This window comes from Johannesbaptistia floridana (genome assembly GCF_057440575.1).
Map to the genome: position 1 here is coordinate 40,226 of NZ_JALKVM010000262.1, position 26,704 is coordinate 66,929.

Below are 26,704 nucleotides of genomic sequence, written 5' to 3' on the forward strand. Positions count from 1 at the left end.
TGTACTATCTCATTAAATTAGTTCGTTTGCCAACAATCTCTCTTAACGACTCTTTTTCCTGACAACCAAAGTATTTCAGCATATCTTGTACTATTTCATAAGAATTGAGGTCTTCTATATTGACTTCATAATACTTAATATGGGGAAATTGCTTTTTAAACTCTTGTGTTTGAGCATTTGTTTCTTTTACATACCACTTAAGGCATTCAAGTTCATAATTAGTCAACCATTGTGGATCTTGAAAACCTTTGAATATCTTGCGAATAACTCTAAATGGAAATTTTGCCAAACGAGCAACAGAGTAAGTCATTCTAGGAGAAATCAGCAGCAATGGTGGCTTAATTAAGTAATTTTTCTTGTCAGGTGTAGTGATCCATTCTCTACCTTTGAGTACGAGAGGAGAACATTCTATTCTGAGTAAACTTGAGGCGATTTTGGACTCTTCTCTATTAAGAATAATCACGCCTATCTTTTGCTCATCAAGTAATTTCGGAATAAACCATCCAAACCCTTTGATAAAACAGTGATTTGTTTCAACATATATCTTCCCATTTAGTTGAGCATTGCGAATAATCTCGACTTTTTGTTGTGCAATAGCTCTCATGGGTTCATTGTATCCTTGTGCATATTGGCGCATAGCTTTCCCACTACCATATGGCTTAGGTTCGTGATAAGATTCGCATTCTAGTACATGCTCAAAAATTTTGTGCAGATAATTAGATCCAGATCTTCCTGTGTTGATAGAAAATATACAAGTAATTGATGAATCCATAGAATAATCATAGTCAGAGAAATACTAACTATAAGATATCAGAAAAGCTGGCCTCAAAAATGTTTTTATGGTCACACGATAATAACTCAGATCTTCCATCTCTATCCAAGGTTACTTGTGGTGGTGGAATTATCCATTCTTCAATTGCGGTGCGACAAGAGCGCTTCCGGCGCTAGGGAAGCGCACGCCTGACACGGAATTCGGAAACAATTTAAGTATTTATACTTAAATTTTGTGCTCAACAACCCTTTTAGTCATCAAAAAAAGGAATTTTTTCTGCTGGCTAGTTAGTACAAAGTTACTGGTGCAATATCTAAGTAGGGCTTGCTGAATAAATGTAAAACTTTTGCTAGATAAAGGTTTGATCCCATTTTTATCAGAAAAAGTGCAAGGTTTTTTGATATATTATGCTAGAAAGAGTGCATTTTTTTCTTTGATTACTCGAAAATTCATAAATCATTATTACCTCGGAGCCTCCGTGCCTCGGTGCCTCTCTTGCCTTTCTCCTCACCAAAACTTACTTTTTCACCCGTACCCTAAGTACTAGGTTTCATACCAAATCCGGTTTTCAAAGTGCCTTTATTGTTATACCTCTTATAAAGCTTGAAATCCTATCTATCCCTGCTTTTGAAGCTTTTTTATAGGCTCATATCAAAGCACCAGTACTTATGTACTAAATTAACCTCAGAAAAAGTTCATTTCTCTTTCGCCGAAGATTTTGCACTCGGTCAACCAATTTTTAAGCTTTGAGCATTAATTCTTTAACTCATTACTTCCTCACTTCAAGACTTCAAAACTCATTACTCCAAGACTTCTTACTCCAAGACTTCTTACTCATTACTCATTATTCATCCACAAGTAACTTTGGATAAAGATGCAAGATCTGAGTAGGGGCTATTTCATAACCGGATTTGGTTTCAGGTGTCAGGTGGCGCGGTTTTTTTTAATAACTTTCAAGGTATAATGTAAAATGTATTCTCGACATTAAATGTGGCACTGGATCTTTAGGTAGAAAAATTAAAGAGATTAATGATTGTCGAATTGTGGGGATCACACACTCAGAAGCTGAAGTCGATGTAGCTAAGAAAATATACGATTCTGTAATAATATATGACCTGAACAAATTTGATCCATCTGGATTAGAAGTTTTTGATTGTATTGTATGTAGATATGTATTAAGAATGTGTATTATGCAAAATTGTTTTTAAAGAAATTACGAAATAATTTGAGTGATGATGGTATAATAGCAGTAGCATTACCGAATGTTTTGTATTTTAAGCAAAGATGGCAATTTATTAAAGGCAATTTTAAGTATACTAACGGAGGATTAATGGATAAAACTCATTTTTCGTTTTTATGACTGGAATACTGCTTATGAGCTGTTAACAAATTCTGGTTATTAAGTTAAATTACGTCTAGCATCGGGTCATATTCCATTACCTTTAATTATAAAATTTATTCATCCTTTCGACTCGAATTTGACTACTTTTTTTACTAATACATTTCCCAGTTTATTTGGGTCTTGCGTATTAAGTATGTCTCAAAAAGCCAGAAACGAGACGGGGTAACCCGTATTGTTTTAAAAGATTAGTACAGATTTTTAGCAGACCAAACAGGATAGAACACAAAATATTCAAGATAATTAAAAATATAAGAAAAATGCAAAATTTATTATTTAACTCATTATTAAAAATTACACCAAAGCACTTAAGATTACCATTAAATTATTACTATCGTTATTATTTAGGTCACCTAGAATCAGAAATTTATTATTTAAAAGAATTAGCAGGGAGTAGAAAATATCGGGCTATAGATATTGGAGCAAATAACGGTTTTTATACTTATGCTTTGTCTTTAATATTTGACTATGTTGATGCTTTTGAACCACAAATATTACCAGCGAAAACAATCAATGACTATATAGTAAAGTCAAGAAATAATATCAAACTATATAATTTAGGTATTTCTAACTGCAACGAAAATTTCAAATTGTATATTCCTGTTATTAGAGGAAGAATAAACACAACCCTAGCCACTGGATTAGCTTCTATAAATAATAAACCTTCTAGTGAACATATAGAAATGGATATAAATGTTAAAACACTCGATGAATTTAATTTTGATCATGTTGATTTTATTAAAATTGATGTGGAAGGTCATGAAAGTAAAGTAATTGAAGGTGCTCAAAAAACTATTTTAAAGTATCATCCTACCTTATTGATAGAAATAGAACAAAGACATCTTGGTGATATTTTAATTACGCAAATATTTGAGCAAATAAGTTCTCTTGGATATCAGGGATTTTTTTTACAAAACAAACAACTTACTTCTCTTGATTGTTTTGATGTAAACTACCATCAAAATTTATCAAAAATTAAAACCTCAAATTATATAAATAATTTTATTTTTATCAAAAAATAAACTAATATTTAACGAATTTGTAACCTTATTTTTAAATTTTGAATAAAAAATAAATAATCTGAAAAATGAAACATATTATACAAATAGTACCCGAATTACCTCCAGCTATTAACGGTTTAGGAGATTATGCCCTTAACTTAGCTCGTCAACTACGACAAGATTATCAAATTGATACCCATTTCCTAGTAGGTAATCTCTCTTGGCAAGGAGACGATACTATTGAAGGATTTAAAATTAGTCAACTAGAAAAGCGTCAAGGCAATAACCTTAGTGATTGCTTATCCGTTATTTCTTCCCAAAAAATTCTACTCCATTATGTAGGTTACGGTTACGCTCAAAGAGGGTGTCCAACTTGGTTAGTGAAGGGATTAGAAAATTGGCTAAAAGAAGACAGCGAAAGAAGATTAGTGACTATGTTTCATGAATTATATGCTACTTCTAACAAACCTTGGACAAGTTCATTTTGGTTATCTTTTCAACAAAAAAAATTAACCATTCGTCTATCAAAACTAAGTAACTATTTAGTAACCAATCGAGAAGATAATGTACAAATATTAAATAACATCGATTCTTCTTTTTCAGACAAAACTACTATTATGCCTGTATTTTCAAACATTGGAGAAGCTCATGATGCTCCTCCTCTCAAGGAGAGGCCTCGTAATCTAGTAATTTTTGGCAGTGCTAATAGTAGAAGACAGGTATACCAAAATTGTCTAGACTCACTCAAAAAAACTTGTAAGGAATTGAACATAGAAATGATTTATGATATAGGTAAATCAACAAATCTAGATTTATCTTTAATTCCTGATGTTCCTATTCAAGAACAAGGAATCCTAGAACCACAAGCAATAGGCAAAATTATGCTCAAATCAATAGCGGGTTTTATTAATTTCCCTCCTACTAGCTATTTGGGAAAATCTACTATCTTTGCTGCTTATTGTGCATATCGTCTGGCGCCAATCAGAAGTTCTGGTATTGAATCTATTGTTGATGGTTTAGAAAAAAATAAACATTATTGGGTATGTGATACTAAAAGTAACAAATTATCTCTCGATTTAGCCCAAATGATTGCGGATAATGCTTATTCTTGGTATCAAAATCATAATCTGTTTAAACAAACTCAAATTTTTGCTAATTATCTTACTACTGATTTAGAGGAGAGTAGTCAATGAATTTTTCGGGAATTTCTAATCGCTCTATAATAGGAAAGCTTTTAAGATGGCCTCTTAAATTAATACCAAAAAATATGAATGTACCTATTCTTCAAGGAAAATTAAAAGGTAAAAAATGGATAGTAGGCTCAGGACAAAATGGCTTTTGGTTGGGTAGCTACGAATATGAAAAACAAAACTCGTTAGTTCAAGAAATAGCTGAAGGAGATAATGTTTTCGATATAGGGGCAAATGTAGGATTTTATACTTTACTGGCTTCAGTATTAGTAGGAAAAAAAGGTAAAGTAGTAGCCTTTGAACCTTTACCATCAAATATATTTTATCTTAATAAACACTTAGAGCTAAATCAAATCAAAAACGTTCAAATTGTCGAAAGTGCTGTTAGTGATGAAATGGGTACAGCATTATTTCAAGAATCAAGTAGTTGTATGGGCCAACTTTCTGCAACTGGATCACTAACAGTATCAACAGTAGCTTTAGATGAATTACTTAAAAATAATGACATTCCTATACCCAATCTTTTGAAAATAGACGTAGAAGGAGCTGAATATAATGTTTTGTTAGGTGCTCAAGCTTTACTAAGTACACACAAACCTAAAATATTTTTAGCAACCCATGGTTTAGAAGTACATCAAAAGTGTTGTGAGCTTTTAACATCTTTAAACTATCAGATGGTAAGTCTTAACTCACAACCAGTAGAAAAATCCTGTGAAATTTTCGCCTATTGTATTTAGAAAAATAAACAAATTAAGATGAATAATAAAAAACATTCATTGTTAATCATAGCATCGCACCCAGTACAGTACGGGGCTCCATTGTATCGTACAATGGCAAAACATCCTCAACTGGAAATAGAGGTAGCTTATTGTAGTTTAGAAGGGGTTAATACCACCTTTATGCGTGATTTTGGTGTAGAAGTATCCTGGGATATCCCCCTACTCGATGGATATTCTTGGCGAGAAATTCCTAATAATTCTCCTAATCCAGGATTAAATGGTTTTTGGGGACTAATTAACTGGGGTTTATGGCCAACAATAACTCAAGGAAACTTTGAAACAATAATTACTTACACAGGTTATTCCTATGCTAGTTTTTGGATTACGGCAATTGCTAGTAAACTCACAGGCAAACAATTCATATTTAGTACTGATACTAGTACATTAGAACCTCGTAATCAAAACAAATTAAAAAGTAGATTGAAAAAAATTGTCTTGCCATTTATTTTTAAATTAGGTGATTTTATATTAGTTGGCTCAACTCCAGGAAAAAAAGTGGTAGAGAGTTTAAATGTTCCTCCAGAACGTATTATTATAACTCCTTTCTGTGTTGATAATGAGTCCTGGTTATCACAAGCTAGTGAAGTAAATATAGCTTTAATTCGTCAGGATTGGAATATACCAGAAGATGCTAGTGTGGTCATGTTTTGTGCTAAATTGCAACCATGGAAACGCCCCCAAGATCTTTTAAAAGCTTTTAGTAAAGCAAATGTCTCCAATAGCTATTTGATTTTTGCAGGTGACGGTGATTTAAGAAAAGAATTAGAAGCAGAAGCAGTTTCATTGAAGATAAAAGATAGAGTTAAATTTTTGGGTTTTGTGAATCAGTCTCAATTACCTTCAATTTATAAAGCAGCAGATTTATTTGTATTGCCCTCAGATTTTGAACCTTTTGGCGTTGTGGTTAATGAAGCTATGCTTTGTGAATGTCCGGTGATTGTGAGCGATCGCGTGGGCTGTCGTGAAGATTTAATTAAAGAAGGTGAAACTGGTTACATTTTTCCCTGTGGAGATATTGATGCTTTAGCCAAGATTTTACAGCAAGTTCTAGGCGATCGCCAAAAACTTGAGGAAATGGGTATTGCTGCTAGACAAAGAATGATAACCTGGTCACCCCAGGATAATATAGAAGCAATAGTTAAGGCTTTATCTCAATTACAAAAATAATTTGTAAAGATTATATTTTTTTAGTATTATGAAAATACTGATTTATTCACCTTTTTTTTATCCAAGTGTTGGTGGTCTAGAGACGATCATTTCCACCCTAGCTCATGAATTCACCTCTTTAAAACACGAAGTGAAATTAGTATCTTTAACTCCTGATCCTGAATGTAAACAATTTAGTTTTGAAGTAATACGTAATCCCAAACCCCAAAAATTACTAGAATTAACCAAATGGAGTGAAGTCTATTTCCAAGGATGTATTAGTCTTAAAGGGATTTGGCCAATATTATTAGTACCTCGACCTTTAGTACTAAGTCATCACACTTGGTATCGTCGTAGTAACGGGAGTGAAAATTGGCAGGATAAAATAAAAAAAACAATAACTCGTTTTGCTACAAATATATCTATAAGCCAAGCGATCGCCCAAGATATTCCAGGTAAATCAACAATTATTCCTAATGCCTATCGCGATGATCTTTTTCGCCAAATACCAGAAATTAGTCGGGACAAAGAATTAGTATTTTTAGGACGTTTAGTGTCTGACAAAGGGGTAAATCTTCTACTTGAGGCAATGGGAAAACTCAAAAAAAAAGGACTGACTCCTCAATTAACTGTTATCGGTAGCGGCATTGAACTAGAATCCCTACAAAAACAAGCCCAAAATCTCAATATTGCCAATCAAGTTGACTTTGTCGGTGTAAAAACCGGGGAAGAACTAGTAAAATTACTTAGTGCTCATCAAATTATGGTAGTACCATCTCTCTGGGAAGAACCTTTTGGTATTGTAGCTTTAGAAGGGATAGCCTGTGGCTGTGTAGTAGTAGGTTCGGAAAAAGGAGGCTTAAAAGAGGCGATCGCTAATTGTGGGGTAACATTTCCTAACGGGGATGTAGATAAGCTTACCCAATGTCTCTTTGATTTATTGAGTGATCCCAACCAATTAACAGCATATAGACAAAATGCCCCTTCCCATTTAGCCCTTCATACTAGTAAAGTAGTAGCAGAGGCATACCTAAAAGTTTTTGAGGCAGCAATTAAATGAATTTATTGATTTTGGCAATTACTTTTTTTGGCTTTATCTGGTTAGTAACTAGTGACTGGCGGGTAACTATTAAATTTACTATGTTCGTACTAGTTATAGAAGGGGCAATTAGAAAATGGTTATTTCCCCAAGCCAGTGATATATTCTACTTTCTCAAGGATATAGTTCTCTTGTTGGGTTACATAAAATACTATCTTAGTCCTGAACCTAAATATATTTTGAAGGATAGCTTTCTCAAACAAATATTATTCTTAGCCTTTTTAGTAGGACTTTTTCAAGTATTCAACCCTAACCAAGGTTCAATTATAGTAGGACTGTTTGGTTTAAAAACCTATTTCTTCTACATACCGTTAATCTGGATTTTACCTACTCTGTTTCGCAATCAAACAGAACTCTATCAATTTATCCGTAACTATTTATTACTGGTTATTCCTCTAGGAATATTAGCAACTCTACAATTTTTTAGTCCTATCGACAGCCCAATCAATGTTTATGGTGGCGGTATTCAGGCTACAGCAACAGTAGGAGAGTATGCTAGAGTTACGGCAACTTTTCCCTATTTAGGTGGTTACACTTCTTTTTTAACTTTTTGTTTCACCCTCATTATTCCCTTGTTTTTCCAATCACAATCAAAATTTTGGAGTATAGTTACCGTCATTGAATTATTGATGATCTTAGGGACTTCTTTTATGACTGGGGCGCGGAGACTAATTGTATATGAAGTATTGTTTCTGGTAGGATATTTTTTCCTGAATTTTGTGATTCGTTCAGATCAATCTTGGAGAATAACTAAAAAAGCTTTTGTTCCGATATTTTTATCCATAGCAATTATTCCTAGATTTTTCCAAGAAGGGATTAATGCTTTTTTCATCAGAGCTAATAATTCTGACAGTCTTATTAACCGTATAGGAAACGCTTTTACTATTAAACTAGACCAATTTGAAGCTTATGGTATTGGTGCGAGTCATCAAGCGGTATCTACTTTACGGAATGTAATTAATCTGCCCTATTCTGGACAGCCTCTACCGCCATTAGAAGCAGAAATGATGAGAGTTGTTATTGAAATTGGTATAGTAGGTTTTTTTCTTTGGTATGGATTTCGTCTAGGATTAATTTTTGCCGCTTGGAAAGCAGTTAGTAAATTGAAAAACTTTTTTTGTTTAAGTTTAATGATTTCTGTATTTGTGTTCCATGTTTATAATTTTGCTGGTCTTATCGTGTTTAATATTTATGCCCAATTCTATTATTGGTTTTTAACAGGTTTTATTTTCCTATTACCTCAATTAGAATCAAAGACAAATACACAGGTTACTCATAAGACACAATTAGAATACAATGAATACACAGTATAAAGTTTCCATAGCTCATCATATCAATCCTGGTGATGCCCGCAATGCTGCTTTAGCATTAAAAGAATATGGTCTTCTTAATGAAGCTATTACTACTCTAGCCTACAATCCTCAATCTTTCTTGAACAAGTTTATTGAACTATTTCCTAACCACTTCAGTGACTATCTGAATAAGGAATTAAGTAGAAGAAGTTGGAATGTAGAAGCTATGACAACATATCCATGGAAAGAGATTATTCGCATATTGTTGGCTAGAACTAAATTAGTATCGAAACTAGGAATAACTAATCAACAGTTAACTGACTGGGTTAATCGGGAATTAGACAAAAAAATTGCCAAGCATCATTTAGATAATTTAGATGCTATTTATCTTTACGAAGACCTGGCAGCTACAACATTTGCTCAAGCCAAAGCTAAAGGAATTATGTGTCTCTATGATTTACCAATTCCATACTATCAAATGAAAGATAGAATTATGGAGGAAGAAGCAGCTAGATTTCCTAATCTTGTGCAATCTATTGAAATAGATGCCAAAAATCCTTTGAAAATTAAGCGCAAACAAGCAGAAGTAGAACTTGCTGATCATATTTTTGTGGCTTCTTCAATTACGAAACGGTCTCTTTTAGAAATTGGTGTACCAGAAGACAAGATTACTCTTATCCCCTACGGATGCCCTATAGAAAATTTCCAACCCCAACCCAAAAAAGATGATATATTTAGAGTAATCTATGTAGGGAGAATCTCTACTCGCAAGGGGGTTCAATATTTGATGCCTGCTTGGGAACAATTAAAATTAGCTAATTCTGAATTACTTTTAGTCGGTTCTAATTTATTTCCTCAAGGCTGGTTAGAACAATATAAGCATATATGTCGTCATATTCCTTCTGTTCCTCATTTACTATTAAATGAATACTATAGTCAAGGAAGTATTCTGGTTTTCCCTTCTCTCATGGAAGGCTTTGGTTTAGTCATTTTAGAAGCGATGGCTTGCGGGATACCTGTAATTACTACTCCTAATACTGGTGGCTTCGACATAATTACTGAAGGAGTTGATGGTTTTATTGTCCCAATTCGCGATGTAGAAGCGTTAAAGGAAAAAATACAATGGTGCTATGATCATCCTGATGAATTAGCCCAAATGGGACAAATGGCTAGGAAAAAAGCAGAATCATTAACCTGGAGAATTTATCGGCAAAAGTTGGCTCAAAAAATTACCGAAGTTATTTCTAGTAACAACAACAAAAATTGAAATTTTTTATGAAATCTATGACTGTATCACCTATTACCTCTACTGAAAGTAAAAATTTAAAAATTCACCTTTGGATTCCTAATATTTTTCAATTCAAAGGAGGAATACAAGTTTATTGTAGTTTTTTGCTTGGGGCTATGCAAGCAATTTTACCTACTAATAAATATCAGGTATTTCTCAAAAATGATACTAATTCAGTCGATTTATCAGATTTTCCTTATTTAGAGAAATTTAACTTTCACTTTTTTGGACAATTTTCTTCCTTTTTGAGAACTCTAATTTTTTCTCTTAAAATTTTGAGTTATGGATTATTACAAAAACCCGATTTTATTTTTTGTTGCCATGTAAATTTTACTCCTGTAGCTTATATTATTAAAACAATTACTGGTACTTCTTACTGGACATTCATCTACGGTGTAGAGGTATGGAACATAACTAATCCAATGGTCAGACGAGCATTAGCTTCTAGTGACCGTATTATTTCTATTGGAGATTATACTAAAAGTCGGCTTCTCCAAAAACAAAATATTGAGGAAAAAATTATATCAATACTTCCATGTACTTTTGAAATAGATAGGTTTCAAATTGCCTCAAAACCTGATTATCTGCTCAAAAAACATAATCTAAAACCCAATCAACCAATTATTTTGACAGTGGCAAGATTAGCAGGAAAAGATCGCTACAAAGGATATGACCAAATTATTAAAGCATTACCTCAAATTTTAACTAGTATTCCCGATGCTCATTATATAATCGTGGGTAAAGGCAAAGATCAAGAAAGAATAAGGCTTTTAATTGAAGAACTAGGATTAAGTAAAAATGTCACTTTAGCTGGATTTATTCCTGATGAACAACTGGGGGATTATTACAATCTTTGTGATGTATTTGCCATGCCTAGCAAAGGAGAAGGCTTCGGAATTGTTTATTTAGAGGCCCTTGCTTGTGGTAAACCAGTATTAGGAGGGGATCAAGATGGGGCCTTAGATGCTTTGTGCCATGGAGAATTAGGGGCTTTGGTTAATCCTGATGATGTGGCAGAAATAGCATCTGTGATCACTTCTATTTTACAAGGTAATTACCCCAATAAATTACTATATCAACCAGAAACTTTAAGAAAAAAAGTTAATGAAATCTATGGTTTTGAAAACTTTACCCAAACTCTGAAAAATTTTCTTGAGGAATTTTTACACCATCAAAAACCATGAATAATCTTCTTAATATCTGTCAAGTCATAGATAGTATCAATGAAAATGTAGGAGGTCCTGCATATAGCGTATCTAGAATCGCTCAAAGCCTATTAAATTATGAAATTGAATCTAGCATATTTACCTTAGATTATCAAACTCGTGGAAAAATAGTAGTTCCTGATGAAGTAAAAGTTTACTCACAAGTAGCTAGTAAAACAGCTCAATATTTAGTAGGATTTCAGCCTAGTGCTTATCAATATCTTTGTAAGTTATCTGAAACTCGATTTGATTTAATTCATAACCACGGTTTATGGTTGTTTTTCAATATTTATGCAAGACTAGCAGCAGTAAAATATAATATTCCTCTAGTAATTTCTCCTAGAGGAATGTTGGAATCATGGTCACTAAAATATGGTAAGTATAAAAAAATACTAGCTTGGATTTTATACGAAAAACAAAACTTAAATTGTGCTACTGCTTTTCATGCAACTTCTGAGGAAGAAGTCAATTCTATAAGAAAGTTGGGTTATCAACAACCCATAGCATTACTTCCTAATGGTGTAGACATTCCTAATTTAGAAAATACTCCTCCAAGAACAATCTTGACTGACTTATTTCCCACAATAGCCAATTCTCAATGGCTATTATTTTTATCTCGTTTACATCCAAAAAAAGGCATAGATAATTTACTATTGACTTGGTCTCAAATAGCAAAGCAATTTCCAGATTGGCATTTGATTATCGCCGGACCTGACTCACTCGGTTATCGAAATAAATTAGAAAAATTAACCCAAGAATTACAACTTAACCATAGGGTTACTTTTACGGGGATGCTTTCTGGAGAAACGAAAGCATCAGCTTTAGCCAATGCTGATTTATTTGTTTTACCAACCCATTCAGAAAATTTTGGGATTGTGGTGGCAGAATCTCTATCATATCAAGTTCCCGTAATCACCACAAAAGAAGCTCCTTGGGAAGATTTATTGAGTTATGATTGTGGTTGGTGGATAGAAGATAATCAGGAAGCTTTAAAATCAGCGTTAATGGAAGCAATGAAATTATCATCCAGTCAACGTCTCAAAATGGGCGAAAAAGGGAGAATTGTAGTTCAAGAAAAATATTCTTGGGACTATATTGGTAAACAGATGGCGGAAGTTTATCGCTGGATTTTATCTGGCGGAATCACCCCAAGCTGTGTTATTGATTAACCTCCGTTCAGGTTAACTCACATCTTCCACCAGTACTTCTGTACTAAATTATTTGAATGGAAAACTCATTTATTTCTCAATAGATTGGTCGGTTTGCCAATAATCTCTCTTAAAGACTCTTTCTCCTTACAACCAAAGTATTTCAGCATATCTTGTACTCTCTCATAAGAGTTGAGATCTTCTACATCTATCTCGTAAAATCTAATACTGGGAAATTGCTTTTTAAACTCTTCTGCTTGCGCATTTGTCTCCCTTACATACCATTTAAGGCATTCAAACTCATAATTGGTCAACCATTGGGGATCTTGAAAATCCTTGAATATTTTAGAAATAACTCTAAATAACGACTTTGCTAAACAAGCAAAAGAGTATGTTATTTTAGGAGAAACCAGTAGCGATGGTGGCTTAATTAAGAAATTTTTCTTGTCAGGTGTAGTAATCCAGTCCCTCCCAGAATTTACAACAGGAGAACATTTTATTCTAAGTAGACTAGATGCTATCTTAGATTTTCTCTCTTGAGAATAATCACACCTATCTTTTGCTCATCGAGCAACTTGGGAATAAACCATCCAAACCCTTTTATAAAAGAGTGATTGGTTTCAACATATACCTTACCATTGAGTTGAGCATTGCGAATAATCTCGACCTTTTGTTGTGCAATAGATATTATTGGTTTACTATACCCTTGTGCATAATGGCGCATAGCTTTTCCATTACCTTTTGGCTCAGGTTCATGATAGGATTGGCAGTTGAGTACATGATCAAAAATTTTATGCAGATAATTAGAGCCAGATCTTCCTGTGTTGATGGAGAATATGTAAGCAATTGAGGAATCCATAGGGTAGTTATAGTCATCGAAATACTAAATATAAAATATCAGAAAAGCTGATTAAAAAAAATTTTTTTTGCTCTGAAGATCACAAGATGTTTATAGATTAGGTATGCTAACCATTCTATCTATAGCAAAGGAAGAGTGAGTTAAGACACAGAAGTTATCTTTTTTAGGGAATAGGAAGGAACAGGGAACATAGTTGATGTTTGAAAATAAACTTGGCTTTAAAGCCAATAAAAAAATAAAACTACAGACAGGAAGAATGTCTTAAGCCTCCTTTTTATGCTATGTCAGGCAAGAATTACAAATAAAGCATGAGCACAACATTTATTTTTTTGTCCTCAACTAATGTTAGGAAATATTCATAGTACCTCCTCCAGCCTTTTCGGGAAGCTTTGACCGTAATGCGTAAAGCACATTTGCCAATGCACATCCATTTTTAAGTTTAAAAGCCTGACCATAGTAACTAACAAAACAAAAATTATATTTATCTAAAACATGATGTAAATCAAAAAAACTAGTATGTGGAAATTCAGTATCTTGAGAAAAAACACACTCAGCAAAAACGTATCGAATTTTCTCATCTCTCAACAATTTTTCAGCTCCCTTAAGGACTTGAAGTTCATATCCTTCAACATCGATCTTGAGAAGATCGATCATTTCAATGGAATTAGCAGTTGCAAAAGAGTCGAGCATCTCTATCTCAACAGAAAGGCTTCTAACCATAGAAGCAGTTGATAAAATACTATTATTTCCAGGATTTGGTGTTTCATTCATCATTATTTTTCCTGATGTATCACCTAATGCTAGGTTAAACGGCTTGATATTTTTATACTTTTGAACTGCTTTGGTTAAACGTTCAAACGACATCGGAATAGGTTCAAATGTAAAAATAGTTGCATGAGGAAATGCTGATGTAAATTGAAGGGCTGTCTGACCAAAATTGCCCCCAACATCGAAGATGTTTTGAAGAGGATCGTTCTCAGTAAGTCGTTTTAAGTCAATTTCAACATCTACACCAAGACGATCAGTACTACATATATTGATACCAAAATTTCGGCATATCGATTTAAAAGTATTCTTCATCATGTTTTTGATTTTTGTATTTTTATTTTTTTTCTCTACCTCTACCTAACATAGTCAGATCCACTCCCAGTGAAGCAAAAAGTTATCAGTAATCACCAATCATTTATTACTTGGCATATTCTCTTTTTGAAAAGCATAACTTATCTATTATTAAGAGATACATGATGTTTTTGTGAATTGGCGATGGGCGATCGCCTATCATATCATGTCCGTTTAATTAGTTATGATAAAGTTCTACCTTCATACCTTCTTCCTTTCCTTCTGCCTCGGTGCCTCGGTGCCTCCTGCCTCACCTCATTTTTATTGTAAGTATTCACCCGAACTTGATATCATCTATTGACCTGTGTAATCTGGGTTAAAAAGTAAATCTTCAAGACTATGACTCGACTTGACACAAGAATTCTATCCTAAATTTTTTAATTGAGCAACCAGAATGATTACTTTCTGAAAATCTAGCTAGATATTTAAATATTTTCACCAATTTCATTAAACCTATGATACAATCTACTAAAATCATTGCTTAAACATATTTGTAAGCAAAAAAACTAAACAAAAAAATTAAACAACTAATTAAATATATATTAATGAAAAGCTTATGCGAAAAATTAGTCTTAATCACCTAGTATGGCCAATTTTGCTAATTAGTCAATCCTCCATAGCTACAGCTCAAGAAATTCCTACACCGCCATCATCACAATCTCCGATTAGCCAAGTGTCTGGGAATTCTGTTTATGTATCACAGCAAAATCAAACTCCCTATACTTTAGGCCCAGGGGATATTATTGCCCTAGATATTTTCAACGTCCCAGAATATAGTCAAAACTATCAAGTACTAGTAGATGGAAGTCTCAACTTACCCTTAATCAATAGAGTAGATGTAGTGGGACTTACCCTACCAGAGGCTCAAGAATTAATTACCCGCGTATATACAGAACAGCAACTGCTCGTAGATCCTCTGATTGCTGTGAATCTGATAGCTCCTAGACCAGTAAACGTATCAGTTACAGGCGATGTACGCAATCCAGGCTCCTACGCAGTTCCTTTTAGAGAAGGAACTTCAGTTCAAACACAAACCTCCCTAGAGTTTCCTAGTTTAATTGATGCTCTCAAAATTGCCCAAGGAATCAATGCTTCAGCAGATGCTCAAAATATTGAGGTGATTCGCACCTTCAAAGGCAGAGAAGTGACTTTTGTGGTTAATCTGGAAGAATTTCTAGATAGTGGAGATTTAAGCCAAGATATTGGGTTAAGAGATGGCGATCGCATTATTGTTCCTAGTGCAGAATTAATAGATTTAGCCCGAGTTCGTAGACGTGCAACGGCGGACTTTTCTGCTAATTTTAATATTCCGATTCAAGTTAGTATTGTAGGAGAAGTCAATCGTCCTGGCCCTTACATTATAGACGATTCAGATGTCAAACCTGACGAATTAGATGACAGACTACAATTTGATAACGTTAACAATTCAAATAATGTAACTATAGAACAAAAATTTGGAGTAAGATTTGCTACTACTACTAGAGCAATTCAATTTGCTGGAGGTCTTACAGGAAGAGCTGATGTTCGTAACATCGAAGTCCGTAGACAACTACTGTCTGGAGAAGAACAAGTTATTAAAGTAAATCTTTGGGAATTACTCCAAACTGGAGATTTAAACGAAGATACTCTCCTGCAAAATGGCGATGTTATTGTTGTTCCCACTGCGGAAACCATCAACGTAGAAGAAACAAGAGAAATCGGACTAGCTAGTTTTTCTCCCAACAATATCAATGTTAATGTTGTTGGAGAAGTAGAAAATCCTGGACCCAAAGAATTATCTCCCAATGTAACTCTGCAACAGGCGATACTAGCTGCTGGTAGTTTTGACGATGTACGTGCTGCTAAAATTAAAGCCGAACTGATTCGCCTTAATCCTGATGGCACAGTTACTCGGAGAAAAGTAGAAGTTGATTTTGGAGCTGGTATTACGGATGAAAATAATCCACCTCTGTTGAATAATGATATTGTATTCGTAAAACGCAACCCTATAACTGTAGCTTCAGATGTTCTTGAAACTTTAACCAGTCCCTTCCGTCAAGTTTTAAGTTTATTTACTCCCTTTGATTTATTTAACTGATGAAAATTTAGTTTTTCACCAAACCTAGTTAAAAATAACTTACCATGCTGCTAGAAAATATCACACCATTAGTTCTTACTTATAATGAAAGCCCAAATATTGATCGCAGCTTGCAAAAACTCACCTGGGCCAAAAAAATTATAGTTATAGACAGTTACAGTACAGATGAAACAATTGATATTCTCCAAAGATATCCTCAAGTAGAAGTAAAACAAAGAAGATTTGATACTCATGGTCAACAGTGGAATTATGGACTAGAACAAATAGAGACAGAATGGGTTTTATCTTTGGATGCAGATTATTTAGTCAGCGATGAATTACTCCAGGAAATTGCTGAACTACCAGAAAATAGTAACATTAACGGTTATTTTACCCCTTTCAAATATTGTGTTTTTGGTAAACCCCTAAGAGGGACGATTTTACCGCCGCGTCTCAGTTTATTTAAAAGAAAACAAGCTATTTATATGAACGACGGACACACCCAACTGTTACAGTTACAGGGTGAATCCAAATATTTAAATAATTATATTTGGCACGACGATCGCAAGTCCCTAAGCCGTTGGTTATGGGCACAAGATCGTTACATGATTATCGAAGCTAAAAAACTTACACAAACCCCTGCTCAAGAATTGAGCTTCGGAGATAAAATACGTAAACAAAAAGTCATAGCCCCCTTTGTTATTTTCATCTATTGCCTCATTCTCAAAAGAGGTTTTTTAGATGGTTGGCATGGTTGGTACTACGCTTTTCAAAGAATGTTTGCAGAAAGTTTATTATCAATACGGTTAATAGAATTGACATTGACAATGGGGAATGCAGCAATTTGCAAACCCCGGGTTTAGAAAATTTGGGAGTTCAGTACTTTGTACTCTGTTGTGAAGAATTACTTGATTCTAGTTTCTCTCTCATTGGAATCAATCTCAAAGACTCGGTATGGTGTGAGAGTTAATTTTTCTTGAGGAACTAAAAAAATATTATCAAAATCATTACAACTAGTTAAAGAAGTTATTAACTGCCAATTTTTTTTATTGTTGCGAAAAATAAGATAATTTTCAGGAAATAATGGTAAAAAAGTTTGATCCAAATCTAATTTTCTTACTGAAAAGAATACCTTATTAACCTCCATTAGTATAGTGGGTCGATATTTTTTGATTATTTCTAAACCTCCTTGTAGACATAAATCTTCATGACCTTCGATATCCATTTTAATTAAATCAATCTTAAGATTTTGGTGATTAAAATTAGACCAAAAATCATCTAATCTTTCCAATTCAATAGGTACTTTAGTAAATCCTTGATCAAATTCTTCAGAGATTGCAATAGCAGCATTACCAGTAGCTGAACCAGTCAAAAAGTCTTCTCGTAAAGTTATTAAAGTTTGTTTATTTTCATTAGATAAACCAAGATTTTGAGCTATACAGTAATTTTCTAGATTATTTATTTTAAGATTTTCTATAAGTCGTTGATAATTTCCTATAAATGGTTCAAAGGCGATTACTTTACCTTTAGCGTTATTTTTTTTGATCAAATTTCCTACAGAAACTGTATAAAAACCTATATTTGCACCTATATCTACAAAATAATCATCTTTGTTAAATAAACTATGAACTAAGCTAAGTAAATCGTGATCATATCTACCTTTGTAAAAAGCATCTATATCTGTATTAGTTCTTAAGTCTACAATCATAGTAGTACCATCTTTCATTTTAGTTTTTACAACCGGATATGCCCCTAATTGATTGATTACTTTGTTAAAAAATCGATAAAATCTTCCTTGACCCTTGAAATAAGGAAGAGTTTTAGTAGTAGTGCCAACTACTTGAAGTGCAAAATTAGCGAAATTAGTGATCATATAGAAAAATATCCTACATCCTAGTAGTAATCAAGAAGAATTATAGCAAAAAATTATTTGTTAAACTAGTAGCAATGCGTTTTGCGGATCCTTGTTTACCTCAGAGTTTGCCTCAGTACCCATGTACTAATTTAATCCCAGAAAAAGTTGATTTTTTGCTCGAATGCTTTGACAATGAAAGCCTCTCTCAAAAGAAGCGCCAGTCCCCCATTCCCAGTATTATGAGTTTTGATGGTCATTTTTCCTAACTCTAAACTCTCCCAGTGCGATCGCCATATTTTGATTGATTATAACTAGGGGATCATTACACGGACTTTGATATTTTTAAGATATTTGGCGATCGCTGAAATGAAGCAGACTTTCTGGAACTTTACTGGCAGAATTAGATTTTAAAAATGGTTGAAAAGCAACTCTAAACTTTACCAGTGCGATCGCCATATTTTGATTGATTATAACAAGGAAATGATTACACGGACCTTGATATTTTTAAGATATTTGGCGATCGCTGAAATAACGCAGACTTTCTGGAATTTTACTGGCAGAATTAGATTTTAAAAATGGTTGAAAAGCAACTCTAAACTTTACCAGTGCGATCGCCATATTTTGATTGATTATAACTAGGGAATCATTACACGGACCTTGATATTTTTAAGATATTTGGCGATCGCTGAAATGAAGCAGACTTTCTGGAACTTTACTGGCAGAATTAGATTTTAAAAATGGTTGAAAAGCAACTCTAAACTTTACCAGTGCGATCGCCATATTTTGATTGATTATAACTAGGGAATCATTACACGGACTTTGATATTTTTAAGATATTTGGCGATCGCTGAAATAACGCAGACTTTCTGGAATTTTACTGGCAGAATTAGATTTTAAAAATGGTTGAAAAGCAACTCTAAACTTTAGCAGTGCGATCGCCATATTTTGATTGATTATAACTAGGGAATCATTACACGGACTTTGATATTTTTAAGATATTTGGCGATCGCTGAAATGAAGCAGACTTTCTGGAACTTTACTGGCAGAATTAGATTTTAAAAATGGTTGAAAAGCAACTCTAAACTTTACCAGTGCGATCGCCATATTTTGATTGATTATAACTAGGGAATCATTACACGGACTTTGATATTTTTAAGATATTTGGCGATCGCTGAAATAACGCAGACTTTCTGGAATTTTACTGGCAGAATTAGATTTTAAAAATGGTTGAAAAGCAACTCTAAACTTTACCAGTGCGATCGCCATATTTTGATTGATTATAACTAGGGAATCATTACACGGACCTTGATATTTTTAAGATATTTGGCGATCGCTGAAATAACGCAGACTTTCTGGAATTTTACTGGCAGAATTAGATTTTAAAAATGGTTGAAAAGCAACTCTAAACTTTACCAGTGCGATCGCCATATTTTGATTGATTATAACTAGGGAATCATTACACGGACCTTGATATTTTTAAGATATTTGGCGATCGCTGAAATGAAGCAGACTTTCTGGAACTTTACTGGCAGAATTAGATTTTAAAAATGGTTGAAAAGCAACTCTAAACTTTACCAGTGCGATCGCCATATTTTGATTGATTATAACAAGGAAATGATTACACGGACTTCGATATTTTTAAGATATTTGGCGATCGCTGAAATAACGCAGACTTTCTGGAATTTTACTGGCAGAATTAGATTTTAAAAATGGTTGAAAAGCAACTCTAAACTTTAGCAGTGCGATCGCCATATTTTGATTGATTATAACTAGGGAATCATTACACGGACCTTGATATTTTTAAGATATTTGGCGATCGCTGAAATAACGCAGACTTTCTGGAATTTTACTGGCAGAATTAGATTTTTAAAATGGTTGAAAAGCAACTCTAAACTCTCCCAGTGCGATCGCCATATTTTGATTGATTATAACAAGGAAATGATTACACGGACTTCGATATTTTTAAGATATTTGGCGATCGCTGAAATAACGCAGACTTTCTGGAATTTTACTGGCAGAATTAGATTTTTAAAATGGTTGAGAAGCAACTCTAAACTCTACCAGTGCGATCGCCACATCTTAATTTACTATAACTAATTAAAGAAACTTGATCTTAGATATTATCCACCAAGTACATAGAAAAAAGTTAAAATCTCAATTAAGCTTAATTTGACTATCATTACTTCTATGACTCAATCCATTTACATCCTCAAACGACTGAAAAATACTGATTGGACAGAAACTCAGCTATTCCAAAAACTTGGTTTAATTTTAGCTAAAACCAAAAGAGCGATCAATCGCCCTTCTTTTCCTACTACTAAGGATAATCAACTAAATCTACATTTAGGTTGTGGCAAAATTAACCACCCTCAATTTGTGAATATAGATGCTTTACCTGCTCCCCATATTCACTATATTCGTAACTTAAGCGATCCTGTTCCTTTTGAAACCGAAACTGTGGATTTAATCTATTCTTGCCACTGCCTCGAACATTTCTCCCATACAGAAATTCCCACAGTTTTATCTGAATGGTTTAGAGTTTTAAAAGTCGGAGGTATCTTACGTCTTTCTGTACCTAATTTTGATTATTTAGTAGAACTTTATCAAAAAAATAATTATGATGTTAATACGATTATCTTACCTCTCATGGGAGCACAAAACCATCAGTATAATTATCACAAAACTATTTTTAACGAGCAAAGTTTAACCCAACTATTAGAAAAAACAGGATTTAAAACAGTTCAATCCTGGCAATCTGGTAAGTGTGAATTGACCACTTTTAAGGATTGGTCTAGTAATCCTCTCAGCCTTAATTTAGAAGGTATCAAGTAAACTCAGACCCTCCCATCTTTACCTAATGTTACTGGTTGGAGTTGAGTAATGAGTAATGAGTAATAAGTAATGAGTAAGAAGTCTTGAAGTCTTGAAGTAATGAATAGTGAGTTTTGAAGTAATGAGTAATGAGTAATGAGTAATGAGTAATGAGTTAGAGAATTGATCCTAACCCCTTAAAAATTGATTCTCGTCTGTTGGCCTATTTCTGTATTTTTTTAGGAGTGCAAGATATGGGCCAAGCTGTATTATTGATTAGTAAAATTTCTTAATTTTGTACCAATAGAGCCCATTTTTGAAACTTTCCTATTTTTTACAACCTTGACTAAAAGTATTCATAGCTTCGAGTTTAGAAGACATTAGAATACAATTTTCTAATAATTTAAAATTTAACTCAGGCAATAACTTACTCTGGAAAATTTGCTGATACTTATCGCTTTCTAAAGTATAAAGAGAAAACTTATTTTCTTGCCATATCCACACCTCTTGTATGCTGAATCGTCGATATTTTTCTAACTTGTTAACATTGCCACTAGTAATATTAACTTCAATCGCTAAATCAGGATTTTCCTTCTTTTCACCAATGTAATAAGACTCATCAGGTTCAAAAGACACTCCTCGTATTTCTGATTCACGGGTAGCACTTCCCACCGGGATAAAATCTATTTTGTTCTGCCAAAAATAGATACCCAATAAAATAGCAATCATACTCTTAATACTTTCATGCTCTTCCCCTAATGTCATTAATTCAGTTACTCCATCTAAATAAGAAATCTTAATCTTAGATTGTCGTTCTAGAAGAGATTGCAGCGCTTTAAATTGTTGCCAATCATAACACCCTGGCAACTTAAACTCTTGTGCTAAAACGTCTTTATTTTTGCTAATTGTAACTGAGTTCATCTTTTTTACCCTCAAAGCGACCACAGGTATAATTAATCATGCTAACATAAATTTCTTAACTTGGAAGAACAAGGATTTTCTCTTGAACAACCAACTCAACAAAGTTAATAAACCATACAACGCGCACTGATGAAGCTAAAAAAGATTACTCATTAAACTAGTAGCAATACGTTGGGCAGCTCCTGGTTTACCCATCCTATATCTACCATTTTGGGCAATTTCTGCTAATCTTTGGGAATCATTGAGAAGTGATTCTACTGTTTTAGCTACTGCTTCTGGTTTGTCTACGAGAATTAAAGAAGGTCCCAACAGGCGCTTTTGTATTTTAGCAAAGGTTTTATTGTATTGAGGGCCTTTTCCCGGCATGGCGATCGCTGGTTTTCCTAGTCCGACAAATTGTTCTGTGGCTGTCCCCGCCATGGCTATACTTATGTCTGCTTGGTGTAAGCATTGGCTATAGGCATGTTGTGTCAAAATTAACTGGCTTTGTTGTTTTAAGAAGCTAATGGCTTTAGGATCTTTTATGGGCATTATTTCTGGATTAGTTATTTCTTGGAATCCATGGTTAAGTAATATTTGTTTGAGATTATTTAAATCTACAGTGGGTGCGATCGCTGCTAAATAGATGATTGCTTCCTTGGTAACTGTTTGATTGATTATTTCTACTGATTCTAGAATTTGTGACCAGTTACCCTCAGCTTCTTGTGGACGTGAACCAGGTAGTAGTAAAATAGTCAGTGTCTTTGAAATCTTCGACGACTTACAGGAAACATCTACTAAATCCATCATGGGATTCCCGTAGTCAAACACTTTTATTGAGTATTCAGAAAGCTTTTTAGCTGTGATACTATCTCGTGGATATACCCCTAAACAACGCCGATTACTCATCAACCAACGCTCCCAGGGTAAATATATTGATCTTTGTGATAACCATCCTTTTTGATTGTTTAGATGGTAATTTGATTTGGCTGTACCCACAAAAGCATAGTTAACTCCTGTTAGCCATGCCAAACCCAAAGGTAATATATCACCTACTGCCAATATAGCTAAAGAATCAGTAGAATTTAATTTTACCCACTGTTGAATGGCACGATACTGATTAATGGTAAGCTGAATTAGTCCCTGCTGCACATCCTGCCAAAGTTGACGGCTATCCATGTAGATAAAGCCGCCAGAAGGGAGTATTTGACTTGGTCCGATTATGGGTATATTCTGCTCAATATAGGGGGTACCATTTCCCACTAAAGGGAGGGCATAGATTTCTAGGTTTTCTCTGGGTAACTGTTGTAAAATAGCGAGGGCGATCGCATCTTCTCCATGACCATTGCTTAAACAAAGTAGTTTTCTTATCATCAAAATTTTGGGGTCTGAAACAACAAGGATGGTAACTTTTGTTATTATCACCAATTTAATTATCAGTGCGGTCAATTTTTATTTAGCTTGGCGAATTTGGCAACTGAGACCAACTTTAATTAAACTTAGTCAATATTTAACTTTATTGGAGAAATATGTGGAATATGGTTTACTAGTAACACCTCTAGTTATTCAACAAGGACGACACACTACTAAAAAGCTATCTCAAGGTTATCAAAAGTTACTCATAATTATTAATATTGTGCAGAAATTTTTCTTATTATGGGATTTTAGTCGTAGGATTGGGTTTTTAACTTGGTGGAGAAGTTAGAATAGCTATGCCTTCCTAACACCAAAAGCGCGATCGCCACACCTTAATTTACTATATATAGTAAAACCTTTTCCTGTAGACTAACTTCAAAAGATACAGCCTTACAAATTAATAGTGGGACATTTCTCTGTTCGGGTGTTCCTTCTTCTTTTATTTATTTAAGTTTATCTGTCTTAAGCATTTTTTGTACTGCTATACTATTTACATTAAGAAACTTAATCATCAATCAAATTGAGTGATGATTTGTGCTGTTTTATATTTTTTTTATAGTCTAAAAATCAACAAGGTCAAATCATATAATGAATTTTTCAACTGAGGAAATTAACATAGTACCTGCGAATCCTAATTTAATCGAATCGAGTCGAGAAGTACTAAACTACTTTAGTAGCATATACACTGAGAAAAGTATTCTGGGAACTAATCAATATGTACATAGTCCATCTTCCTATAAGGTTGGAGGAAAAAGAGGTGCAATATGGATGGAAAACATCAGATGGGTAGAACCAGAACAATGGATAAATGATTATTATAAATATGGATTTATACCCACGTTTCATTGGCATTGGCCCTTTAACGGAGAGGCAGCCAACTCCAGAGTAAGAGAAAATCAAGTTAATGTTGCCAATTTACTCAGAGAAGGAACAAGGGAAAATAGACAAATGAAACAAGAGTTATCAGAAATAGCTGATAAACTCGAAGTTTTTGCAGAAAATGAGATACCGATACTCTGGAGACCTCTACACGAAGCTGACGGAGGCTGGTTTTGGTGGACAGATTCAGAAAATCCAGAAAATACAGCTCAACTCTGGAGAGAAATGTATGACTACCTTACCAATGAAAGAGGATTAAATAACTTAATTTGGGTGTATAGCGCTGGTATAAGAACTTACGGAAATCCAGGAGAAGATAAATCTTTTGATGTTGCCTATCGTCAAAGATTTTATCCAGGTAGTGAATATGTGGATATTGTGGGTATAGATATATACGGACAAGTGGATCCGATAACTGGTAAAGAGGAATACTGGGAATACTGGAACATGATGAGGGAAGTAGGACCTGGTAAAATGATCGCTATGACTGAAACGAGGCTAGATGCACCTAATCCTGAATATATGGAAACAGGAGAAAGTCCACCCTGGTTATATGTTAGTCCTTGGATTGGAAGTAATCGAGAATGGGATCAATTGATTCATGATAGCGATAGATATATAACTTTAGAAGAGTTAAAATTAGTTGATTTCAATACTTATCCAGAAGTTGGTATAGATAAACCAGAACATTTTGAAAATACTTGGTTTGAGGATAATCCAGTATTAATCAAAGCCCATGTAGGTGACCAAGATGGCTTATCAGATATTGTAGAAGTAAGATTTTTAGCTAACAACGAGGTAATTGGTACAACAACAGAATCCCCTTATGAATTTCTCTGGTCAGATCCTCCCCCTGGAACCTATACAATCTCTGTAGAAGCTATAGATAAAGAGAATCATCTATCTAACTCCTTGTTCATGGGTGGAAGTAGAGAGAATTACTTTACCAATTTTGTCTGGGTTACAACTGGATTAAAAGACCTGGCTGCAAATAAAGAAATAGTTACTTCTTCCAATGTTGAGCTTGCTGAATATTTAGTAGACAGTGATTACACAAGTAGATGGCTATCGGAACGAGAAAATCCACAGCAATGGTTATACCTAGATCTTGAAGACAGCTATTTAATCAATAATGTTTTACTACGTTGGGGTCTCAAGGGTACTGCTGAAAATTTTACTATTAGTGTAACTAATGATGACCCAGAAAATCAAGATAGCTGGGAAACAGTGTACCAGGAAGATAACTTTCTCCCTGAAGATAGATACAATTCCGTAACTGATGCACAATTTTCACCAACTGAGGCACGCTATGTACGTATTGATTTGAATCAATACAGAACTGAGTACGCACAAAATCGCTATGAGATAATGGCTGTAGAAATTCCAACTCCATTAGATAATTCTGAAAATAATCAAGGACCAATTGAATCTTCAGATAGTACAATTTTACCGGAAACATCGGAAATCCTGAATCTTATCGGTGAAGAAGATATTAATGGTACAGGAAATTTAAAAGACAATGTAATATACGGAAATAATGGTAATAATCTTTTAGAAGGTTTAGAGGGGAATGACACTCTTAGAGGCAATGCTGGGGATGATACCCTGAATGGTAATTCTGACCACGACACAATAGCCGGTGCCTCTGGAGATGATATGCTAAATGGTGCTTTTGGTGACGATTTACTCCAAGGTAATCTGGGTAACGATACCCTCATAGGTGGATTCGGTAATGATACCCTCAAGGGAAATCAAGATGCAGATTATATGCGGGGTGGTAAAGGTGATGATCTATATTTTGTCGATGATGATGGCGATCGCATTTATGAAGAAGATGAAAGCCAAACTGGTGGTATAGATACCGTAACTAGTTCTATTACTTATACCTTGTCTCTAGAAGTAGAAAACCTCAGGCTAATTACAAATAAAACTATAGATGGTCGTGGCAACAATCTTGATAACGAGATTACGGGTAATTCGGCAACTAATCACTTATTGGGTTTACAGGGTAATGATTCCCTTGACGGCGGTCTTGGTAGAGATTTTGTTAGAGGAGGTAGTGGGGATGATTTACTTTTTGGTGGTCGAGGTAATGACAACAAAATAGGAGGACCTGGTCAAGATATCTTTGCTTATAACCATCCTAACGAAGGTAAAGATATGATTAGAGATTTTGACATCGATAATGATTTGATTGGTATTAGTGTTAGGGGTTTTGGTAGTGACCTTGAGGAGGGAGATTTACTACCTAGTCAATTGGTGATAGGTTCAAGTGCTAGTAACGAGAATCAACTGTTTGTTTTCGATGATACAAGTGGGAATCTATTTTTTGATTCAGATGGGTCTGAGGCATCTCCACCAATACATTTAGCTACCCTTGTTGGTCTTGACAATCTTAAGGCAGAAAACTTTCGACTTTTTTAATTGTCAGCTTAGGAACTTGAAGATACAACAAAGTAGGGATAAGATGAAAGAGAAAAAGAATTGAAA

General features: G+C 34.1%; 23 protein-coding genes. 17 read left to right on the plus strand and 6 right to left on the minus strand.

The features are described from left to right. Window positions 1-4: 4 nt before the first annotated feature. Window positions 5-772, minus strand: coding sequence for a hypothetical protein (locus MW688_RS16480; RefSeq protein ID WP_486737103.1), 768 nt, complete (start codon window positions 770-772; stop codon window positions 5-7). 983 nt (window positions 773-1,755) lie between these two features. On the opposite strand from MW688_RS16480, the gene MW688_RS16485 reads away from it, so the two are divergent. The 11 genes from MW688_RS16485 to MW688_RS16535 all read left to right on the plus strand — a co-directional run bounded on the left by MW688_RS16485 (window position 1,756) and on the right by MW688_RS16535 (window position 12,859). Then, window positions 1,756-1,980 carry a class I SAM-dependent methyltransferase gene (locus MW688_RS16485; protein ID WP_486737137.1) on the plus strand — a complete coding sequence of 75 codons (225 nt, stop codon included), beginning with the start codon at window positions 1,756-1,758 and terminating at the stop codon, window positions 1,978-1,980. A gap of 451 nt (window positions 1,981-2,431) precedes the next feature. Further along, on the plus strand, window positions 2,432-3,193 hold the full coding sequence (locus MW688_RS16490) for an FkbM family methyltransferase (RefSeq protein WP_486737104.1): 762 nt from the start codon (window positions 2,432-2,434) through the stop codon (window positions 3,191-3,193). 65 nt (window positions 3,194-3,258) lie between these two features. Beyond that, entirely contained in the window at window positions 3,259-4,365 is a 1,107-nt protein-coding gene (locus tag MW688_RS16495) for a hypothetical protein (protein WP_486737105.1), read from the plus strand. Then, a complete protein-coding gene (locus MW688_RS16500; protein WP_486737106.1) occupies window positions 4,362-5,099 on the plus strand; it encodes an FkbM family methyltransferase in 738 nt (245 codons plus the stop codon). The genes MW688_RS16495 and MW688_RS16500 overlap by 4 nt, the downstream gene beginning before the upstream one ends. An 18-nt stretch (window positions 5,100-5,117) precedes the next feature. Next, window positions 5,118-6,308 (plus strand): glycosyltransferase family 4 protein, encoded by a 1,191-nt coding sequence (locus tag MW688_RS16505; protein ID WP_486737107.1) that lies wholly within the window; start codon window positions 5,118-5,120, stop codon window positions 6,306-6,308. Between the two features lie 28 nt (window positions 6,309-6,336). Beyond that, window positions 6,337-7,347, plus strand: coding sequence for a glycosyltransferase family 4 protein (locus MW688_RS16510; RefSeq protein ID WP_486737108.1), 1,011 nt, complete (start codon window positions 6,337-6,339; stop codon window positions 7,345-7,347). Beyond that, window positions 7,344-8,699, plus strand: a complete 1,356-nt coding sequence (locus MW688_RS16515; protein ID WP_486737109.1) for a hypothetical protein — start codon at window positions 7,344-7,346, stop codon at window positions 8,697-8,699. Before MW688_RS16510 ends, MW688_RS16515 begins: the two co-directional genes overlap by 4 nt. Next, window positions 8,683-9,945 (plus strand): glycosyltransferase family 4 protein, encoded by a 1,263-nt coding sequence (locus tag MW688_RS16520; RefSeq protein ID WP_486737110.1) that lies wholly within the window; start codon window positions 8,683-8,685, stop codon window positions 9,943-9,945. Before MW688_RS16515 ends, MW688_RS16520 begins: the two co-directional genes overlap by 17 nt. 17 nt (window positions 9,946-9,962) lie before the next feature. Then, complete coding sequence (locus MW688_RS16525; RefSeq protein ID WP_486737111.1) at window positions 9,963-11,150, plus strand: glycosyltransferase family 4 protein; 1,188 nt, start codon at window positions 9,963-9,965, stop codon at window positions 11,148-11,150. Then, on the plus strand, window positions 11,147-12,340 hold the full coding sequence (locus MW688_RS16530; RefSeq protein ID WP_486737112.1) for a glycosyltransferase: 1,194 nt from the start codon (window positions 11,147-11,149) through the stop codon (window positions 12,338-12,340). Before MW688_RS16525 ends, MW688_RS16530 begins: the two co-directional genes overlap by 4 nt. Window positions 12,341-12,655: 315 nt before the next feature. Continuing rightward, window positions 12,656-12,859, plus strand: a complete 204-nt coding sequence (locus MW688_RS16535; protein WP_486737113.1) for a hypothetical protein — start codon at window positions 12,656-12,658, stop codon at window positions 12,857-12,859. Here the strand turns inward: MW688_RS16535 and MW688_RS16540 are convergent. Both MW688_RS16540 and MW688_RS16545 read right to left on the minus strand, forming a co-directional pair. Continuing rightward, complete coding sequence (locus MW688_RS16540) at window positions 12,837-13,178, minus strand: hypothetical protein (protein WP_486737114.1); 342 nt, start codon at window positions 13,176-13,178, stop codon at window positions 12,837-12,839. The two genes, MW688_RS16535 and MW688_RS16540, sit on opposite strands and share 23 nt — an antisense overlap. Window positions 13,179-13,523: 345 nt before the next feature. Then, the gene (locus MW688_RS16545) at window positions 13,524-14,261 is read right to left on the minus strand and encodes an FkbM family methyltransferase (protein ID WP_486737115.1); all 738 of its coding nucleotides are present in this window, start codon (window positions 14,259-14,261) and stop codon (window positions 13,524-13,526) included. 592 nt (window positions 14,262-14,853) lie between these two features. On the opposite strand from MW688_RS16545, the gene MW688_RS16550 reads away from it, so the two are divergent. Next, window positions 14,854-16,374, plus strand: a complete 1,521-nt coding sequence (locus MW688_RS16550) for a polysaccharide biosynthesis/export family protein (protein ID WP_486737116.1) — start codon at window positions 14,854-14,856, stop codon at window positions 16,372-16,374. Window positions 16,375-16,418: 44 nt separating this feature from the next. Further along, window positions 16,419-17,216 carry a glycosyltransferase family 2 protein gene (locus tag MW688_RS16555; RefSeq protein WP_486737117.1) on the plus strand — a complete coding sequence of 266 codons (798 nt, stop codon included), beginning with the start codon at window positions 16,419-16,421 and terminating at the stop codon, window positions 17,214-17,216. Between the two features lie 41 nt (window positions 17,217-17,257). Here the strand turns inward: MW688_RS16555 and MW688_RS16560 are convergent, their stop codons facing one another. Then, window positions 17,258-18,226, minus strand: coding sequence for an FkbM family methyltransferase (locus MW688_RS16560; RefSeq protein WP_486737118.1), 969 nt, complete (start codon window positions 18,224-18,226; stop codon window positions 17,258-17,260). A gap of 1,773 nt (window positions 18,227-19,999) precedes the next feature. Between MW688_RS16560 and MW688_RS16565 the strand changes: the two genes are divergently transcribed. Then, the gene (locus tag MW688_RS16565) at window positions 20,000-20,305 is read left to right on the plus strand and encodes a hypothetical protein (protein WP_486737119.1); all 306 of its coding nucleotides are present in this window, start codon (window positions 20,000-20,002) and stop codon (window positions 20,303-20,305) included. A gap of 90 nt (window positions 20,306-20,395) precedes the next feature. After that, a complete protein-coding gene (locus MW688_RS16570; protein ID WP_486737120.1) occupies window positions 20,396-21,040 on the plus strand; it encodes a class I SAM-dependent methyltransferase in 645 nt (214 codons plus the stop codon). 306 nt (window positions 21,041-21,346) lie between these two features. Here MW688_RS16570 and MW688_RS16575 read toward each other — a convergent pair whose 3' ends face one another. Together MW688_RS16575 and MW688_RS16580 are read right to left on the minus strand one after the other, a co-directional pair. After that, window positions 21,347-21,940, minus strand: coding sequence for a Uma2 family endonuclease (locus MW688_RS16575; protein ID WP_486737121.1), 594 nt, complete (start codon window positions 21,938-21,940; stop codon window positions 21,347-21,349). A gap of 135 nt (window positions 21,941-22,075) precedes the next feature. Further along, window positions 22,076-23,293, minus strand: coding sequence for a lipid-A-disaccharide synthase-related protein (locus MW688_RS16580; RefSeq protein WP_486737122.1), 1,218 nt, complete (start codon window positions 23,291-23,293; stop codon window positions 22,076-22,078). Window positions 23,294-23,321: 28 nt separating this feature from the next. Here MW688_RS16580 and MW688_RS16585 point away from each other — a divergent pair, with 28 nt between their 5' ends. Next, window positions 23,322-23,624 (plus strand): hypothetical protein, encoded by a 303-nt coding sequence (locus tag MW688_RS16585; RefSeq protein ID WP_486737123.1) that lies wholly within the window; start codon window positions 23,322-23,324, stop codon window positions 23,622-23,624. Between the two features lie 299 nt (window positions 23,625-23,923). After that, a complete protein-coding gene (locus MW688_RS16590) occupies window positions 23,924-26,638 on the plus strand; it encodes a glycosyl hydrolase (RefSeq protein ID WP_486737124.1) in 2,715 nt (904 codons plus the stop codon). Window positions 26,639-26,704 lie beyond the last annotated feature (66 nt).

Bases quoted from the DNA above. Each gene is read 5' to 3' on its own strand.
- MW688_RS16480 (WP_486737103.1), bottom strand. From the start codon at position 772: ATGGATTCATCAATTACTTGTATATTTTCTATCAACACAGGAAGATCT.
- MW688_RS16490 (WP_486737104.1), top strand. From the start codon at position 2,432: ATGCAAAATTTATTATTTAACTCATTATTAAAAATTACACCAAAGCAC.
- MW688_RS16495 (WP_486737105.1), top strand. From the start codon at position 3,259: ATGAAACATATTATACAAATAGTACCCGAATTACCTCCAGCTATTAAC.
- MW688_RS16500 (WP_486737106.1), top strand. From the start codon at position 4,362: ATGAATTTTTCGGGAATTTCTAATCGCTCTATAATAGGAAAGCTTTTA.
- MW688_RS16505 (WP_486737107.1), top strand. From the start codon at position 5,118: ATGAATAATAAAAAACATTCATTGTTAATCATAGCATCGCACCCAGTA.
- MW688_RS16510 (WP_486737108.1), top strand. From the start codon at position 6,337: ATGAAAATACTGATTTATTCACCTTTTTTTTATCCAAGTGTTGGTGGT.
- MW688_RS16515 (WP_486737109.1), top strand. From the start codon at position 7,344: ATGAATTTATTGATTTTGGCAATTACTTTTTTTGGCTTTATCTGGTTA.
- MW688_RS16520 (WP_486737110.1), top strand. From the start codon at position 8,683: ATGAATACACAGTATAAAGTTTCCATAGCTCATCATATCAATCCTGGT.
- MW688_RS16525 (WP_486737111.1), top strand. From the start codon at position 9,963: ATGACTGTATCACCTATTACCTCTACTGAAAGTAAAAATTTAAAAATT.
- MW688_RS16530 (WP_486737112.1), top strand. From the start codon at position 11,147: ATGAATAATCTTCTTAATATCTGTCAAGTCATAGATAGTATCAATGAA.
- MW688_RS16540 (WP_486737114.1), bottom strand. From the start codon at position 13,178: ATGGATTCCTCAATTGCTTACATATTCTCCATCAACACAGGAAGATCT.
- MW688_RS16545 (WP_486737115.1), bottom strand. From the start codon at position 14,261: ATGATGAAGAATACTTTTAAATCGATATGCCGAAATTTTGGTATCAAT.
- MW688_RS16550 (WP_486737116.1), top strand. From the start codon at position 14,854: ATGCGAAAAATTAGTCTTAATCACCTAGTATGGCCAATTTTGCTAATT.
- MW688_RS16555 (WP_486737117.1), top strand. From the start codon at position 16,419: ATGCTGCTAGAAAATATCACACCATTAGTTCTTACTTATAATGAAAGC.
- MW688_RS16560 (WP_486737118.1), bottom strand. From the start codon at position 18,226: ATGATCACTAATTTCGCTAATTTTGCACTTCAAGTAGTTGGCACTACT.
- MW688_RS16570 (WP_486737120.1), top strand. From the start codon at position 20,396: ATGACTCAATCCATTTACATCCTCAAACGACTGAAAAATACTGATTGG.
- MW688_RS16575 (WP_486737121.1), bottom strand. From the start codon at position 21,940: ATGAACTCAGTTACAATTAGCAAAAATAAAGACGTTTTAGCACAAGAG.
- MW688_RS16580 (WP_486737122.1), bottom strand. From the start codon at position 23,293: ATGATAAGAAAACTACTTTGTTTAAGCAATGGTCATGGAGAAGATGCG.
- MW688_RS16585 (WP_486737123.1), top strand. From the start codon at position 23,322: ATGGTAACTTTTGTTATTATCACCAATTTAATTATCAGTGCGGTCAAT.
- MW688_RS16590 (WP_486737124.1), top strand. From the start codon at position 23,924: ATGAATTTTTCAACTGAGGAAATTAACATAGTACCTGCGAATCCTAAT.